Genomic DNA, 14,807 nt, shown 5'->3' on the forward strand with positions numbered 1-14,807 from the left:
TGTGTAAAGTGAACTTGTTTAAATTTATGCTTTTATGTCCAATGAATCAAGTAATGCTTTTTCACATCTGAACGAAAGTGGCCAGCCCGCAATGGTGGATATCAGCGGCAAACTGGATACTTATCGTATAGCCGTTGCCGAGAGCCGTGTTTACCTCCCGCAGGTGATACGCGACCAGTTTCACGGACAGGATATCCAAACCCGCAAAGGTGGCGTATTTCAAACCGCTATCATCGCCGGTATTATGGCCGCGAAAAAAACGCCGGAACTCATCCCGCTTTGTCATACCTTACTGCTGGACGGTTGCGATGTACAAATCCACCTGGAAGGAGTGGAAGCCATCATCCGCTGCACGGTGAAAACCAACGGTAAAACAGGCGTGGAAATGGAAGCCCTCACCGGCGCCAGCGTAGCGGCACTTACCATTTATGATATGTGTAAAGCACTCACCCAGGATATGATTATCCGGGAAACAAAACTCATCAGCAAAACAGGTGGCAAACATGACTATAACCGGTAATAACGCGCCACTAAAAGGACTGGTGCTCTGCGGCGGATTCAGCACCCGCATGCAGGAAGATAAAAGCAGCATTAACTATCACGGTATGCCTCAATGGCAATACCTCGTTACCTTACTGCAATCGCTGCTGCCGGAAGTATATATTTCCTGCCGCGAAGATCAGCAGGAACATTTTGCCGGCTATCCTAACCTGGTACCCGATTCGGTGCCTTTTGGCGGGCCATCCGCCGGGCTGCTGAGCGCCCACGCACTACAACCGGAAACGGCCTGGCTGGTACTCGCCTGTGATCTGCCCCTGCTCAGCAAACAAAGCCTGGAGCTGCTGATCGCTCAACGCGACGCCACCAAAACGGCCACTACTTTCGTAAGCCCGGTGAACAATTTACCGGAACCGCTCATCGCCATCTGGGAACCAGCCGGCTTACAGGCACTGCTGGAAAATGTGACCGCAGGGAAGAACTGTCCACGGAAAACCATGCTGAACAACGACATTGCCCTTTTCAAAAATCCATATGCAGCAGAACAATTTAATGCCAACACGCCCGAAGAAAAGGCGGAAGCATTGAAAGACCTGGAGAAATAAACACCGGGGTTAAAATTCAATCATTGCAGGATTACACAATTTCACCATCTGCAAAAAATTCCTTTTTCCAGATAGGCACTGTTTCTTTGAGGGTATCTATCGCAAATTCACAGGCATCAAAGGCCACACCCCTGTGAGCAGAAGCCACCGCTATCACCACCGCGAGGTCGCCGGGATATTTATCCCCCACAGCATGCAGCATGGCCAGGCGCTGTACATCCCATTTTCCCGCTACCTGCGCTGCTATTTTCTGCATTTCAGAAATAGCCATCGCCTCATAACATTCGTAAAATAATTTTAATACCGGCCGCTGTTTGGTATGATTACGCACGGTACCGGCAAAAATCACCTCCCCGCCGCATTCCGGCGCCTGGATGAAGGCCAGCGCTTCTTCCACGGTAATGGTATCTTTAATATCTATTAATATTTCCATCTCTTAAATACTAAAACTAAAAACTATACTCAACCTCCACTCACCGGCGGGATCACTGCAATCTCATCCTGGCTGCTTATCTCCTGTGTATCAGCCGCATAGGTCCGGTTTACTGCTATCATCACGGACCGTAGCTGCTGCAACGACGGATACACCTCGTACAGCCAGGCTTTCAGGGTAGCCACATCTGTAATATGTTCCGGCTTGTCCAGTACCGGCACACCAGCAATATCTTTCGCTGCTCCGAACAATAATATGCCCATACGTTGTAAATTGTTGGTTAAAACTACAATATAGCCCCGATAAAGTAGTAATTTTAATACGGCAGAAAATCAATTTTATGAAAATACGGTTAAGAGGCAACAGTATAAGATATCGCCTGGACAAAGCAGATGTGGAACTCCTGGAAAATACCGGGAAAGTGGAATCAATTACGCATATAGGCGCCGGTACCCTCCATTTCTGCCTCCGGGGAAAAGATATTTCCGATCCCATCATAAAGATGGAACACGATGGCGTACACCTGCTGCTCCCGCTTCCCCGTCTCGCCTCCTGGTACGCACCCGACCAGGTAGGTTTTGAACTGATCCTGCCCAACGCCGATGGTTCAGAAGTGACTATCCTGGTGGAAAAGGATTTTAAATGTCTTACAGACAGAAATGAGGACGAAAGCCAGGCATTCGATAATCCGATGGCGGGAAAAAACTGCTGATAAAATGCTCACAGATGCACATCATCGTATCATAGACTACGTACGCTTGTCGGTAACAGACCGGTGCAATCTCCGTTGTACCTACTGCATGCCGGAAAATATGCATTTTGTGCAACGCAAAGCATTACTCACCGACGACGAAATTTTACGGCTGCTGCAAACACTTGCAGCCGCGGGCATTTCCAAAATAAGGATCACCGGTGGCGAACCCTTTCTCCGGCCCGGCCTGATGGCCCTCCTGGAAAAAATAAAAGCCATTCCCGGTATCCGTGAAATAGCCATTACTACCAACGGCGTACTAACACAGGCATATATCCCTGCATTGCAGCAACTGGGCATCACACATATTAACCTGAGCCTGGATACCCTGCAGGCCGACCGCTTTCTGCAAATCACCCGGCGCAACCGGTTCACCGCAGTAATGGACACCTTGCAAAGCCTGCTGCAACACAACATGCAGGTGAAGATCAACGCAGTTGTAATGGAAAATGTGAATACCGACGAACTCAATGCGTTCACCGCACTCACACGCGATAATGCACTGTCCGTAAGGTTTATAGAAGAAATGCCTTTTAACGGGCAGGGACATACGTTTTCAGGTATCGTATGGAACTATCATAAAATCCTGTCCACTATCGGGGAAAATTATACCCTGCAAAAAATAGTGGATGCGCCGCATTCCACCTCTCTCAACTATCACATCCCCGGCCACAAAGGCAATATAGGTGTAATTCCCGCTTATAGCCGTACTTTTTGCGGTACCTGTAACCGTCTTCGTATATCCGCTACCGGTAGTATGAAAACATGTTTGTATGGTAACGATGTTTTAAATGTAAAAGAAATGATGAGAGATGAGTTACAGCAACATCTGCTGCTACCAGCCATACAATCAGCCATCCACGCGCGTTTTGCCAACGGCTTCGAAGCAGAACAGCATCATACCGAAAAAAATATGGAAAGTATGTCGGTGATAGGAGGTTAACAACTCACTTCAGCAGCATCTGCACACCCGCATACAGGATCAGCAAAGCCGTAGCGCCCGCCACCCACCTGGGATTCAGCACCCTCGCACTCAGCCGCGCACCAATTTGTCCGCCGGCAATAACCGCCAGCAGCAAAGGCCCTGCAAACTTTACATCAAACACAATGGCATGCTTGGCCGCCTGACCGCATAAACCCGCAATAGAATTCACGAGGATAAAAAAACTGCTCAACCCGGCAATGTTCTTGGCCGTATCATATTTGCCCAAACGCAGCACCGGCGAAAGATAGATGCCCCCGCCAATTCCCGTCATACCGGAAAGCAACCCAATGCCGCCGCCAATAACCCCGTACACTATGCCATTCCCTTTATTGGCAGGGATAATAGGCTCTTCTTTCTCAAAAAACAAACGGTAGCACATCAGCACCGCCGCCAGTGTAAGCGCCAATCCCAGCAACAGGAAAAAAGTAGCCTGCTTCATAGGCAAGTAACTGCCCACAAAAGCCAGCGGCACACTTACCAGCGACAACTGCCACGCCTTTTTCAAAGGCAGGTGGCCACTCTTGTAAAAATGATAAACGCCACCGGTTACCACCGCTACATTACACAACAAAGCAGTGGATTTCATCAGCTGAAAATCTACTGCCCAAAAGGGCAACGATAAAATAGCCAGGTAGCTGGAACCACCGCCAAAGCCCGCAGCAGAGTAGGCCAGCGCCACAATAAAAAAGAGGATACAAAGTTCAGGGATCACAGTTAGTAAGTTTGCATCTGGTGATCAATAGCACTGGCCCAGGCATGGATGCCGCCCTCCACATTATACACCCGGTTAAAGCCCAGTTCCGTTAAACGCTGCGCCACGGCGCGGCTTCGCATTCCATGATGACAAAGCACCGCTACCGGTACATCATCCGGGATAGCGGATACCTGCTGTAATACACGTCCCATCGGGATATGCACGGATTGCGGAATATGGCAGATCTCCCATTCATCATCCTCCCGCACATCCAGCAGCATAAAGGGAGTATCGCGTTGCATCCAGTCGTTTAATTGCTGTACGGATAAAGATTGCACGCCTTCCAGTTCGCAAACTGTTTGCTGGTAGTTTGTTTGCAAAGAAGTGATTTGCCGGTTAGCCGCTACCGGGGTAATATTAAAGGTAAGATGGGTATTGTTCAGCGTATCGATGGTCATCAGTTGGTTGCGCAGGGGCGTGCCGATACCGGTAATTACTTTTACCGTTTCATTGGCCATATAACAGCCGATGATACCGGGTAAAACACCGAGCACGCCAATGTCGTTGCAGTTCAGCATTTCACCGCTTTCCGGCGCCTCCGGGAAAATACAACGATAGGTAGCGCCCTCCTGGTAGTTAAATACGCTCAGTTGTCCTTCGTATTTATAGATAGCACCGTATATCAGTGGTTTGCCGGTAATTACACAGGCATCATTTACCAGGTAGCGGGTACCAAAATTATCTGAACCATCCACAATTACATCGTATTCAGAAAAAAGCGCCAGTGCATTATCTGTGGTAAGCCAGGTATCGTGTATGATGTGGGTTACCTCCGGGTTCAGCTGCTGCAGCCGTTTTACGGCCTGCTCTACTTTAGATTTCCCCTGGTCGGCGGTGGTATACAGTACCTGCCGTTGCAGGTTGGTGATGGAAACCACATCATGTTCCACGATGCCTATTTTCCCGATCCCCATCGCAGTGAGGTATTGCAACACCGGTACGCCGAGTCCGCCGGCGCCAATCACCAGCACTTTTGCCTGTTGCAGTAATGCCTGTTTTGCGGAGCCAAATCCTTCCAGTCGTGTTTGCCTGTCATATCTGTCCATACTGCTTCATTTAGACCTTAAAATTAATTGTATTCGGGAGAAATTTTACGGGTGTTTTTTCGGGAGAAGGGGAATCCGGTCGGAAGCCGCGGTGCAGGTGATCAGGCCATGTGCCCGTCAGCGTTTCAGATCCAGGTACATGGTTACCAGGTCTACATAGTTGCCGTTTTTCTGCATAATACCATTGGGCAGGCGGCCACATTCCATGAAGCCGAAATTGCGGTATAGCTGCATAGCCTTTTCGTTCGTGGAAAAAACATGCAGGTAGATCAGGCGTAATGCGGCGCGCGATTCTGTCCAGCGCAACATGGCGGTGAGCAGGCGCCGGCCGATACCCATATTATTCCATTGCTTTTCCACAGCAATACCTATTTCCGCGGTATGCGCCTTTTTGTGCAAACCGGTATGGTTTACGTTGATAGAGCCAATGATCTGGTCCCTCACAATGGCTACCAGCAACAGCTGATTAGGATTGTCGGTATACGACTGGATATAATCCTCTTCAGATGCAATATCCAGCTCCATCGATTCGCTGCGGGTAAAGAGCAGGTAATCCGTTTCCCGGGTCAGGCGCTGGAAACTGGCCAGCAAGCCTGCTGCATCATTGTGTTCGGGAGGGCGAATGATGAGTTCGTCGCCGGTGGGCAGGAAATGTTTCATAATAGAATACCGGGTGGAAATTACGAATTCCAAACGACGAATGACGGATTTCAGGCAGCTGTCAGCGGATATTATTCCGTTTACAATCTCCCTGCGAATCCGTCATCCGTTAAAGATTATCCGTAATAGTGCTTATATCTTGTGGCTGCCGAAATAGCTCTGCAACACGGTCGGTATCTGTATACCTTCCACGGTCTGGTTGTTTTCCAGCAGGCAGGCCAGGATACGCGGCAATGCCAGGGAGCTTCCGTTCAGGGAGTGCAGCAGCTGCGGCTTACCATTGTTTTCCTTGAACCGTATTTTCATACGATTCGTTTGGTAAGCTTCAAAGTTGCTCACAGAGCTTACTTCCAGCCATTTCTGCTGGGCAGCGCTGTATACTTCAAAATCATAAGTGATGGCAGAAGTAAAGCCCATATCGCCGGCGCATAAACGAAGAATGCGGTAAGGCAGCTCCAGCTGGTTCAGCAACGCTTCTACGTGTGCTACCATTTCATCCAGCGCTTCGTAAGATTTATCAGGATGCACCAGCTGCACAATTTCTACTTTATCAAACTGGTGAACACGGTTCAAACCACGTACATCTTTACCGTAAGAACCGGCTTCACGGCGGAAACAAGGCGTATACGCAGTCATTTTCACCGGCAGGTCTGTATCTTTTATGATCTCATCACGGTAAATATTGGTCACCGGTACTTCTGCAGTAGGGATGAGATAGTAGTTATCCGCGGTAGCATGATACATCTGGCCTTCTTTATCCGGCAGCTGGCCGGTACCGTAGGCAGATGCTTCATTAACCAGGTAAGGCGGCGCATATTCCGTGTAGCCGTTGGAGGTATTGTAATCCAGGAAGTACTGGATCAGGGCGCGTTGTAAGCGGGCTCCCCTGTTTTTGAAAACAGGAAAACCACTGCCGGTAATTTTGTTCCCCAGCTCAAAGTCAATCAGGTCGTACTGTTTGGCGAGGTCCCAGTGTGGAACGGCGCCTGCATACAAGTCAGGAATTTTACCCCCCTTGCGGATTTCCACGTTTTCTTCCGGTGTTTTACCAGCAGGAACCATGGCAGCGGGCAGATTCGGGAGTTTTACCAGGGCATCCTGCAATGCTTTTTCGGTGGCATTCAGCTCTTCATTCACGGGGCCGAGGCGGTCTTTTAAAGCCGCTACAGCAGCACGTTGCGCTTCGCCTTCTTCCTTTTTCCCCTGGGCCATCAGTTTACCGATTTCTTTGGATAAACTATTTACCTGGGCTTGTGTTTCATCGTATTCGAGGGTTAACTTCTTACGCTTGTCGTCCAGTGCCAGCACTTCTTCCACTACTTCCAGCTCCTTGAAATTCTTAAATGCCAGGCGCTCCAATACCAACTCTTTATTTTGACGTATAAACGGTACTTGTAACATGTTGTATGATCAAATTTTAGCAAATATATTAAAATAGCTTAACTCAGGTACTTCCCTACAATCGGCACTCTGCGGCCTACACCAAAGGCTTTGGAGGATACCCGTATAATAGGGCAGAATTGATTTCTCTTGTATTCATTGGTATTTACCATCTTTAAGGCCCGCGAAACCAACGCGGCATCAAAGCCCTGAGCAACTATTTCGCGCGGTCCCTGACGGCGCTCTATATACTGATAAAGTATCCTGTCGAGGATGGCATAATCCGGTAAACTGTCGCTGTCCTTCTGATCCGGCCGCAGCTCTGCAGAAGGCGCCTTATCAATAATATTGGCCGGTATAATTTCTTTCTCCCGGTTAATATATCTTGCCAGTGAATACACCTGCATCTTATACACATCTCCCAAAACACTCAATCCGCCCGCCATATCTCCATATAAAGTACCATAGCCGGTAGACAGCTCACTTTTGTTAGACGTATTCAGCAGGATATAACCAAACTTGTTGGATAAGCCCATCAGCAGGTTACCCCGTATACGGGACTGCGTATTTTCTTCCGCCACATTAAAAGGCAATCCTTTGAAATAAGGCTCCAGTGTGGTTAAGAACGTTTCGTAAATGTCGTTAATGCGGATAATATCATACGGGTTATCCAGGTTTTTGGACAACGCCACAGCATCATCTACAGAGTGACTGGTAGAGTAGGGAGAAGGCATCAGGATGGCCCGTACATTTTCTTTGCCCAACGCATCGCAGGCAATAGCCAGTGTAACGGCGCTGTCGATACCGCCTGAAGATCCCAGAATGGCCTTTGTAAAGCCCATCTTGCCAAAATAATCCCGGATACCCAACACCAGGGCATCATAGATGCGATCAATGTTATGGTCAAACACCAGCTCGGTGAGTGGCGTAAAATCAGCAGGTTTCACCGGCGGCAAGTGGCTGCCAACCAGCTTTTCCAGCTCCATACCATCCATTGCTTCTTCAAAGTAAGGAAGCTCCCTGGCAATGTTACCCTGCGCATCATAAATGAGGGAACCGCCGTCAAACACAATCTCCGTTTGAGAACCCACAGCATTGCAGTAATACATCGGGATCTTATACTTCAATACATTGGCGAGAATAATTTCTTTCCGGTCCTCATCATGATCATAATCAAACGGAGAGGCAGAGAGGTTAATCATCACATCCGGCTCCTGTGCAATCAGCTGATCCATCGGGCAGATACGGTACAGGGGATTATCTCCCAGGTTCCAGATATCTTCACAGATGGTCACTGCCAGCTTCTTCCCTTTAAACGGAATGATATTCCATTCGTAAGACGGCTCAAAGTAACGGTACTCATCAAACACATCGTAAGTAGGCAGCAGGGTTTTATGTACCACCTGCTTTACTTCACCTTCGTATAAAAACCAGGCGGCGTTAAACAGGTCTTTCCCTTCCCTTTGCGGGTTACGGGCAGGGCCACCTACCAGCACCGCGATATCTTTGGTATGCGTTTTTATAACATCTATCGCGTGATAGCATTGTGCAATAAAATCTTCAAATTCGAGGAAATCGCGCGGGGGATAACCGCATACGCATAATTCTGGAAACACCACCAGGTCAGCACCCTGGGCCTTTGCCGCATTAATCCCGTCGATAATCTTCGCTATATTCTTTTCAAAATTGCCAATATGATAATTCTGCTGTGCCAGTATAATATTCATGGTAAAAATATTCGATTCAAAAAAAGTGGGAAAACTAAAAGAATACACCCAGCCGGAGTGCAAAGCTATTCATATTTACCCTTCCGTCGTCCCATTTGCCGTTACGGGTTACATCCACAAAACCGTTCTGGTAGGTAATGCCGGCCATCCCGGTAAGATTGGCGCCCAGCGGGTATTCTATCCCTGCTCCCAATAACATTCCGATGTTGATACGGTTCATTTCCGGTAAGATATTCACCTTATCATAGGTTTGCCCCATAGACACTACATCCGCGCGGCCGGTTATCGGGAAATCGAGATAGGTGCCAAACTGCCCCCAGAAACCGATGCCACCTTCATCCGGCGAGGTTTTCAGCTTCAGGGCCAGTGGTATTTCTATATAGGTAAGCTTCATATTATATTCAGCAGGATTGGCTTTATAATCGCTCAAACCCTTACCAGCATCATATTTCAGCTTACTGCCGGCCAGTAATACCTGGAACCCCGACGAAAATGCGTAGGTGCCTTGTTCGTTCAGCTTAAAATCGGCCATCAGACCGAAGTTCAGCCCGGCTTTGGCGCTGTTCCTGTTTACCCCCGATTCCTGTGGCTTCAGGATGGAAACCATCGGGCTCACCGTAAACCCAAGCTTCACTTTATCCCTGAAAGAATTACCGCCATATTGAGCCATTCCTGTTTTCGCTACTCCTATTATCGTCAGTAAAAAGATGATCTTCTTCATAGATGATGCTAATTCTTAATTTTTTATAATACAAGGTAAATAATAATTTTACCTTAGATGAGTTTTAAGAGTGATGCAAAGTTACATTAATAAATATACCCTGCTGATAAGTTGCGTGGTAGCCCTGCTGGGCACCGCAGCCTGTAATTCCGGTAATAAAGCGCCGGATGTTAGTCATATAGCCATGAACGTTAGTTTGTCGCGTTTCGACTCTGCTCTGTTCACTATTGATACCAACAATATACAACCCGGACTGGCAAAGCTGCATGAAGCATACCCGGTATTCCTGCCCCTGTACATTACGGATATCCTTAACCTGGGCGCCTATTCCGACAGCAACGCAGCGGTACTGCAACAACTGCACCTGTTTTTAACCACGCCTGATTTCCGGCAGCTGGAAAAAGCTGTATCTGCCAAATACGGCAGTAATTCAACATTGCAATCAGAACTGGAACAAAGCTTCCGGTACGTCAAATACTATATCCCGTCTTTCCATCCGCCTAAAGTGGTCACTTTTATTTCCGGTATCGCCAACTATGGCGCTATCACCGTAGATTCCATCCTGGGGATTGGTTTGGATATGTATATGGGAGAAGACTTTCCACCCTATGCCCAAATCCCTGATTACCCGGATTATATGGTTCACCGCTTTGCTCCTCAATACATTACCACCAATTGTATGCAGGTAATCCAGCAACAGCTGTATCCCCCTGCACGTAAAAACGGTAACCTGCTGGAACAGATGATGGAAGCCGGCAAGCAACAGTATTTCCTGGATAAAGTATTGCCGGAAACACCGGATACTATCAAGCTGGGATATACGAAAAGCCAGCTGGACTGGTGCCGGGAAAACGAGCGGATGATCTGGCAGTTTTTTGTACAGAATAACCTGGTGTATTCCAGCGACTGGCAGCAGATCAATCATTTTATTGGCGATGGCCCGTCTACACAGGGGATGCCCGAGGGTGCGCCTGGTAAAATTGCCAATTTTGTAGGATGGCAGATCATAAAAAAGTATATGAGTGAGCACAAGGAGATGACCTTGCAGCAATTAATGGAGTCAAAAGAAGTGACGGAGATCTTCAAAGCCTCGAAGTACAGGCCCTGACAAGAGAATTACAGGCTAAACGAAAACGGAATTAATTCAGTTTAAAAGGAACGACCATCTGGAACTCAGGAATTTTCACTTCCAGTATTTTCTTGTCCAGCTGGTTTTCCATTTGATAAGTACCGTACATCTTGCCGATCTCAGTCCGTAGATTGGATCCCGAGACGTACTGATAAGTTTCACCCGGCGCCAGCAGTGGTTGAACACCCACAACACCTTCTCCTTCTACTTCACGGTGTGTGCCATTGGAATCAATAATGTACCAGTGACGGCGAAGCAGTTTGATCGGGAAAATGTTGTTGTTCTCAATGGTAATACGGTAAGCAAACATGAATTCGCTTCCAATAGGATTTGAATAATCCGGCTGGTAGAATGTTTCCACGCTGATGGTGATGCCCTCTGTTACCTTCTTAACCATAAAATCAACCTTTAACGTAAAAATAAGAAAAATAAAACCAGTGACTGGAAAATTTCTGACTTTAACGATTCTTTAGACTATTTCAACATCATCCAGTATAGCGGGATCTTCCTCTGAGGCCCTGGCAGCCACCTCTAATGCGTTGTTATAGTAGCCTCTCCGCAGGTATTCAGACAAATATCTCCATAAAAAGCCAAAAAAGCCCAGATGCTGGTATTGTTTGATATGACAAGCTTCATGCCGCATCCAGGCTATATCCGCTAAAAAGCGCTCCCGGGACGCTCCATGCAAATGGATGGTGCGCCCCAGGACCATGGCTACAGACTGCACCCGCATGAAGCGGGCGGCTATTTTGGCTAACCATGAATTTTCACGTATGCGGCATTTTATTTTTTCCAATCTTTCTTCCCGAATAACGTAAATCTACGGGAAATATTGAAACCCCACCGGAATTGCCCCTGTAACCAGGAAGTAGTGGTTTCAGGAATAAACTGACTTTCCTGTATGGCAGTGGAATTGGTAAAAGTAATGCTGAATACGTGACCACCGGTTTCTATTTCCAGTCCAACGGCCAGCGGGTTGTAAAAAGAGAGACCCCGGGCAGATTTGAAATAGTCCTTGCTTTCCTGGGAACGGAACGGATAATAGTATTCTGCCAGGAATCCCATTCTTTTGCTGAGCTTCAATCTGCCGGCGGCTCCCAGGGCAAACATATTATTCATGTCCATGTATGCCACATGGTTACGGTGTACATAAGTAGGCGACAGGGTAAGCGATAACTTATCGCCAAATTTCCTTGATACAATCGCCTGGGCTACATACATGAGCCGGTCGGCGCCATCCTCGAAATAAGCCGCCGACGTTTTATCCGTGGCAGAAGGCATCCCGCTGATCACTGCATTGCCAAATACCGCCAGTGATAGTGGCACATGATTGTCGGTGGTTTGCTGTAAAAAGCGGTACTTCACCAGCCCTTCGTACAACTGCTGCAAATCCCCGCTGCCTTTAGTCCGGCTGATACCCACCATCAGGTTGTCGCTCACACCGTATTCAAAAGCAATGCGGATATCCGTAGAATTATCCGTACCGAAAAATGTTTTGGTACCGCCAAACTCGCCACCAGCGTCGCCAAAGCGGTGTGTAACGCGGAAGTCCAGTTCATGCTTGCGCAGCATTTCAGTCGACTGCCCCTGCACAATGCGGGTACTTTTATACGTATCCCTCACTTTGGTATGACCGGTGGCCGTAGAATCAAAAAGTTTGTCGAGGCCCTGTGCATGTGCAAATACAGAGAGCACGCAGCATAATAAGATGGTTGATATATACTTCATGGATTGATGTTATTATTTACTGTAAGGTGTATAAACTGCATTAACCGTAACGGCTACCACTTCGGCTACATTCTGTATTACCAGGGACGGTATTTTTATACCGTGATCGGCTACACGTACATTAAAGGTGGATGCAACGGTAAGCGTTGTGCCCTGCGTAGTAATAGTGCCTTTGGCAGTGTAGCTTTTTTCTATCCCGTGAATATTCAGTGTGCCCGTAACCGTTACCGGGTAAGTGCCGTCTTTACTGAATTCCGGTGATTCATTGATCTTTCCTTTGAACTCCGCAAACGGGTATTTATCACTTTCCAGGTAATTTTCGTTGAAGTGCTCCTGCATCAGCTTCTTCTTAAACTGGAAAGAACTGATAGGCACTTTAAAGAAAACTTCCTTCGTTTTTGTATTGAGTGCAGAAGCGCCCTTATCTGTTTTTGCTTCTATATCTTCCAGTGGAGAAGACGAAAAAAAGGATAAACGGGTGTTTTTACAGGAGTAAACATCCTGTGCAGATGCGGCAACAGCCGATATTACGGCAACTGCAAAAAGCAATAAGTATTTCATGTTTATCTTTTTTCAGGTTATTGATCCGGAAGTCCTTTTGCGATCCAGCAGGCGATAGAGTCCTTTAAGCCCTGGCTGAGTGCGGGAAAAGACATCGATTGTGGCATATCTGCCTGTGGGCCGGTAACACGGGCTTCAAAAACAGCGCGGTTGGTGTTGATATACGCTTTCAACTTGGCTTCAGTGGAAAAATCTGCCACGGCGGGGGAAAACCCGCCCGGATGGCAGCCACGGCTGGTACAGTTAGCCTGTATGGTAGCAAAAACGGTGGCTGTTGTGATATGGGCGGCATCGCAGTCTAAGCCGCCGCTTACCGGCGCAGGGGCCTGTTCATTTTTACAGGCGGCCAGCAGCACGCAGGCCAATAAAAAAATCTTGTTCCTTGTCATTGGTTTTTCAAATTTGATTGCAGATAGAGAGTACGGGATGATGACAGAATTGGTTGCTTTCACAGGCAGATAAAATTCTGCTATATTACATGATTAACCACTTATTTTTGTACCAAATAAGATCCGACCGTGAATATTGAACAACTATACAGCATCTACGAGCAGCATCGCTCCGTACAAACAGATACCCGTAAACTGAAAGCCAACGATATTTTCTTTGCGCTGAAAGGAGGCAACTTCAACGGTAATGAATTTGCAGCCCGGGCGCTGGAATTGGGCGCCGCCTTTGCCGTGGTAGATGAAGCAGCTTATTTCACCGTGCCGGACAAAATGATGCTGGTAAACGATGCCCTCACCGCTTTACAGCAATTGGCTTTACACCACCGCAAACAATTAAACATCCCGTTCCTGGCCATCACCGGTACTAACGGTAAAACCACTACGAAAGAACTGATCAACGCGGCATTGTCTGCCGGGTTAAAAACATATGCTACTGTTGGCAACCTCAACAACCACATCGGCGTACCCCTTACTATTTTAAGTATCCTCCCCGGTGTGGAAATTGCCGTGGTGGAAATGGGCGCAAACCACCAGAAAGAAATAGCCGGTTATTGTGAAATTGCATTGCCTACCCACGGTATCATTACCAACATCGGGAAAGCTCACCTGGAAGGCTTTGGCAGCGAAGAAGGCGTTAAAAAAGCCAAAGGGGAACTGTATGATTTTTTACGCGCCAACAACGGAACCGTTTTCGTATGCAATGATTATGATTACCTTCTTGAAATGGCACACGGCATCCCGGAAATTATTACCTATGGCAGCAGCGAGGCCGATTACGTAGGCGAAGCCATCGCCGACAACGCATTCCTGGCCGTGGAAGTGCGGGGCAGCAGCCAGGTAGGATTTATACAAACCCAACTGGTAGGCGCTTATAACTTCCCCAATGTAATGGCGGCTGTAGCAGTAGCCAGCCACTTTAACGTGCCGGAATCAGCTATTGCACCGGCCATTGCACATTATACACCTTCCAACAACCGCTCACAGGTAATAAAGCAGGGCAGCAATACCATTATCATGGATGCATATAATGCCAACCCTTCCAGCATGAGAGCCGCTATTGAAAATTTTGCCGGCATCCAGGCCGATAAAAAAATACTGCTGCTCGGCGCCATGATGGAACTGGGAACAGACAGCGTTAAAGAACACCAGGAACTCGTAAACTTACTGGAACGCTCACATTGGGAAGCAGTGGTATTAGTTGGCGGCGACTTCAAAAAAGTAACCCACCCGTATATCTTCCTGGAAAATTCCACGGAAGCCGGAAAATGGCTGCAGCAGCAACAATACCAGGATGCACATATACTTATTAAAGGCTCCAGGAGTACCGGTATGGAAAAAGTGCTGGCCTGATAAATAAAGCGATTCAGTGAGTTGACAGGA

At 47.7% G+C, this 14,807-nt stretch carries 19 protein-coding genes; 6 read left to right on the plus strand and 13 right to left on the minus strand.

Annotated features, from left to right (window positions below; all coding sequences use genetic code 11):
• Positions 1–34 precede the first annotated feature (34 nt).
• Complete coding sequence (gene moaC / locus B5Z18_RS12755; RefSeq protein ID WP_079469715.1) at positions 35–520, plus strand: cyclic pyranopterin monophosphate synthase MoaC; 486 nt, start codon at positions 35–37, stop codon at positions 518–520.
• Positions 504–1,103 (plus strand): NTP transferase domain-containing protein, encoded by a 600-nt coding sequence (locus tag B5Z18_RS12760; protein ID WP_079469716.1) that lies wholly within the window; start codon positions 504–506, stop codon positions 1,101–1,103. The genes moaC and B5Z18_RS12760 overlap by 17 nt, the downstream gene beginning before the upstream one ends.
• Before the next feature lie 31 nt (positions 1,104–1,134).
• Here B5Z18_RS12760 and B5Z18_RS12765 read toward each other — a convergent pair whose 3' ends face one another.
• Positions 1,135–1,536, minus strand: a complete 402-nt coding sequence (locus tag B5Z18_RS12765; protein WP_079469717.1) for a molybdenum cofactor biosynthesis protein MoaE — start codon at positions 1,534–1,536, stop codon at positions 1,135–1,137.
• 29 nt (positions 1,537–1,565) lie between these two features.
• Positions 1,566–1,799: a molybdopterin converting factor subunit 1 gene (moaD, locus tag B5Z18_RS12770; protein WP_079469718.1), complete on the minus strand. Its 234-nt coding sequence runs from the start codon at positions 1,797–1,799 to the stop codon at positions 1,566–1,568.
• A gap of 77 nt (positions 1,800–1,876) precedes the next feature.
• Here moaD and B5Z18_RS12775 point away from each other — a divergent pair, with 77 nt between their 5' ends.
• Together B5Z18_RS12775 and moaA are read left to right on the plus strand one after the other, a co-directional pair.
• The gene (locus tag B5Z18_RS12775) at positions 1,877–2,248 is read left to right on the plus strand and encodes a DUF7009 family protein (RefSeq protein WP_079469719.1); all 372 of its coding nucleotides are present in this window, start codon (positions 1,877–1,879) and stop codon (positions 2,246–2,248) included.
• A 4-nt stretch (positions 2,249–2,252) separates the two neighbouring features.
• Entirely contained in the window at positions 2,253–3,230 is a 978-nt protein-coding gene (gene moaA / locus B5Z18_RS12780) for a GTP 3',8-cyclase MoaA (protein ID WP_079469720.1), read from the plus strand.
• A gap of 4 nt (positions 3,231–3,234) precedes the next feature.
• Here moaA and B5Z18_RS12785 read toward each other — a convergent pair whose 3' ends face one another.
• The 6 genes from B5Z18_RS12785 to B5Z18_RS12810 all read right to left on the minus strand — a co-directional run bounded on the left by B5Z18_RS12785 (position 3,235) and on the right by B5Z18_RS12810 (position 9,560).
• Complete coding sequence (locus B5Z18_RS12785) at positions 3,235–3,984, minus strand: sulfite exporter TauE/SafE family protein (protein WP_079469721.1); 750 nt, start codon at positions 3,982–3,984, stop codon at positions 3,235–3,237.
• 2 nt (positions 3,985–3,986) lie between these two features.
• Positions 3,987–5,072, minus strand: coding sequence for a HesA/MoeB/ThiF family protein (locus tag B5Z18_RS12790; RefSeq protein WP_079469722.1), 1,086 nt, complete (start codon positions 5,070–5,072; stop codon positions 3,987–3,989).
• A 117-nt stretch (positions 5,073–5,189) separates the two neighbouring features.
• Positions 5,190–5,732 carry a GNAT family N-acetyltransferase gene (locus tag B5Z18_RS12795; protein WP_143313563.1) on the minus strand — a complete coding sequence of 181 codons (543 nt, stop codon included), beginning with the start codon at positions 5,730–5,732 and terminating at the stop codon, positions 5,190–5,192.
• A gap of 132 nt (positions 5,733–5,864) precedes the next feature.
• Positions 5,865–7,133 carry a serine--tRNA ligase gene (serS, locus tag B5Z18_RS12800; protein WP_079469724.1) on the minus strand — a complete coding sequence of 423 codons (1,269 nt, stop codon included), beginning with the start codon at positions 7,131–7,133 and terminating at the stop codon, positions 5,865–5,867.
• 38 nt (positions 7,134–7,171) lie between these two features.
• On the minus strand, positions 7,172–8,839 hold the full coding sequence (locus B5Z18_RS12805) for an NAD+ synthase (RefSeq protein ID WP_079470072.1): 1,668 nt from the start codon (positions 8,837–8,839) through the stop codon (positions 7,172–7,174).
• A 34-nt stretch (positions 8,840–8,873) separates the two neighbouring features.
• Positions 8,874–9,560, minus strand: coding sequence for a porin family protein (locus B5Z18_RS12810; RefSeq protein WP_079469725.1), 687 nt, complete (start codon positions 9,558–9,560; stop codon positions 8,874–8,876).
• Positions 9,561–9,633: 73 nt separating this feature from the next.
• On the opposite strand from B5Z18_RS12810, the gene gldB reads away from it, so the two are divergent.
• Complete coding sequence (gldB, locus tag B5Z18_RS12815) at positions 9,634–10,668, plus strand: gliding motility lipoprotein GldB (RefSeq protein ID WP_079469726.1); 1,035 nt, start codon at positions 9,634–9,636, stop codon at positions 10,666–10,668.
• 31 nt (positions 10,669–10,699) lie between these two features.
• On the opposite strand, the gene apaG is transcribed toward gldB, so the two are convergent.
• From apaG to B5Z18_RS12840, 5 genes are all read right to left on the minus strand, one after another.
• Entirely contained in the window at positions 10,700–11,086 is a 387-nt protein-coding gene (gene apaG / locus B5Z18_RS12820) for a Co2+/Mg2+ efflux protein ApaG (protein ID WP_079469727.1), read from the minus strand.
• A gap of 72 nt (positions 11,087–11,158) precedes the next feature.
• Positions 11,159–11,485 carry a DUF4157 domain-containing protein gene (locus B5Z18_RS12825; RefSeq protein ID WP_079469728.1) on the minus strand — a complete coding sequence of 109 codons (327 nt, stop codon included), beginning with the start codon at positions 11,483–11,485 and terminating at the stop codon, positions 11,159–11,161.
• A complete protein-coding gene (locus B5Z18_RS12830; protein ID WP_079469729.1) occupies positions 11,473–12,417 on the minus strand; it encodes a DUF5777 family beta-barrel protein in 945 nt (314 codons plus the stop codon). Before B5Z18_RS12830 ends, B5Z18_RS12825 begins: the two co-directional genes overlap by 13 nt.
• Positions 12,418–12,429: 12 nt before the next feature.
• The gene (locus tag B5Z18_RS12835) at positions 12,430–12,978 is read right to left on the minus strand and encodes a YceI family protein (RefSeq protein WP_079469730.1); all 549 of its coding nucleotides are present in this window, start codon (positions 12,976–12,978) and stop codon (positions 12,430–12,432) included.
• A gap of 17 nt (positions 12,979–12,995) precedes the next feature.
• Complete coding sequence (locus tag B5Z18_RS12840; RefSeq protein WP_079469731.1) at positions 12,996–13,367, minus strand: hypothetical protein; 372 nt, start codon at positions 13,365–13,367, stop codon at positions 12,996–12,998.
• A gap of 129 nt (positions 13,368–13,496) precedes the next feature.
• Between B5Z18_RS12840 and B5Z18_RS12845 the strand changes: the two genes are divergently transcribed.
• Positions 13,497–14,777, plus strand: coding sequence for a UDP-N-acetylmuramoyl-tripeptide--D-alanyl-D-alanine ligase (locus B5Z18_RS12845; protein ID WP_079469732.1), 1,281 nt, complete (start codon positions 13,497–13,499; stop codon positions 14,775–14,777).
• The last annotated feature ends 30 nt before the right edge of the window (positions 14,778–14,807 follow it).

It is taken from the genome of Chitinophaga ginsengisegetis (genome assembly GCF_900168065.1).
GTDB lineage: Bacteria > Bacteroidota > Bacteroidia > Chitinophagales > Chitinophagaceae > Chitinophaga > Chitinophaga ginsengisegetis.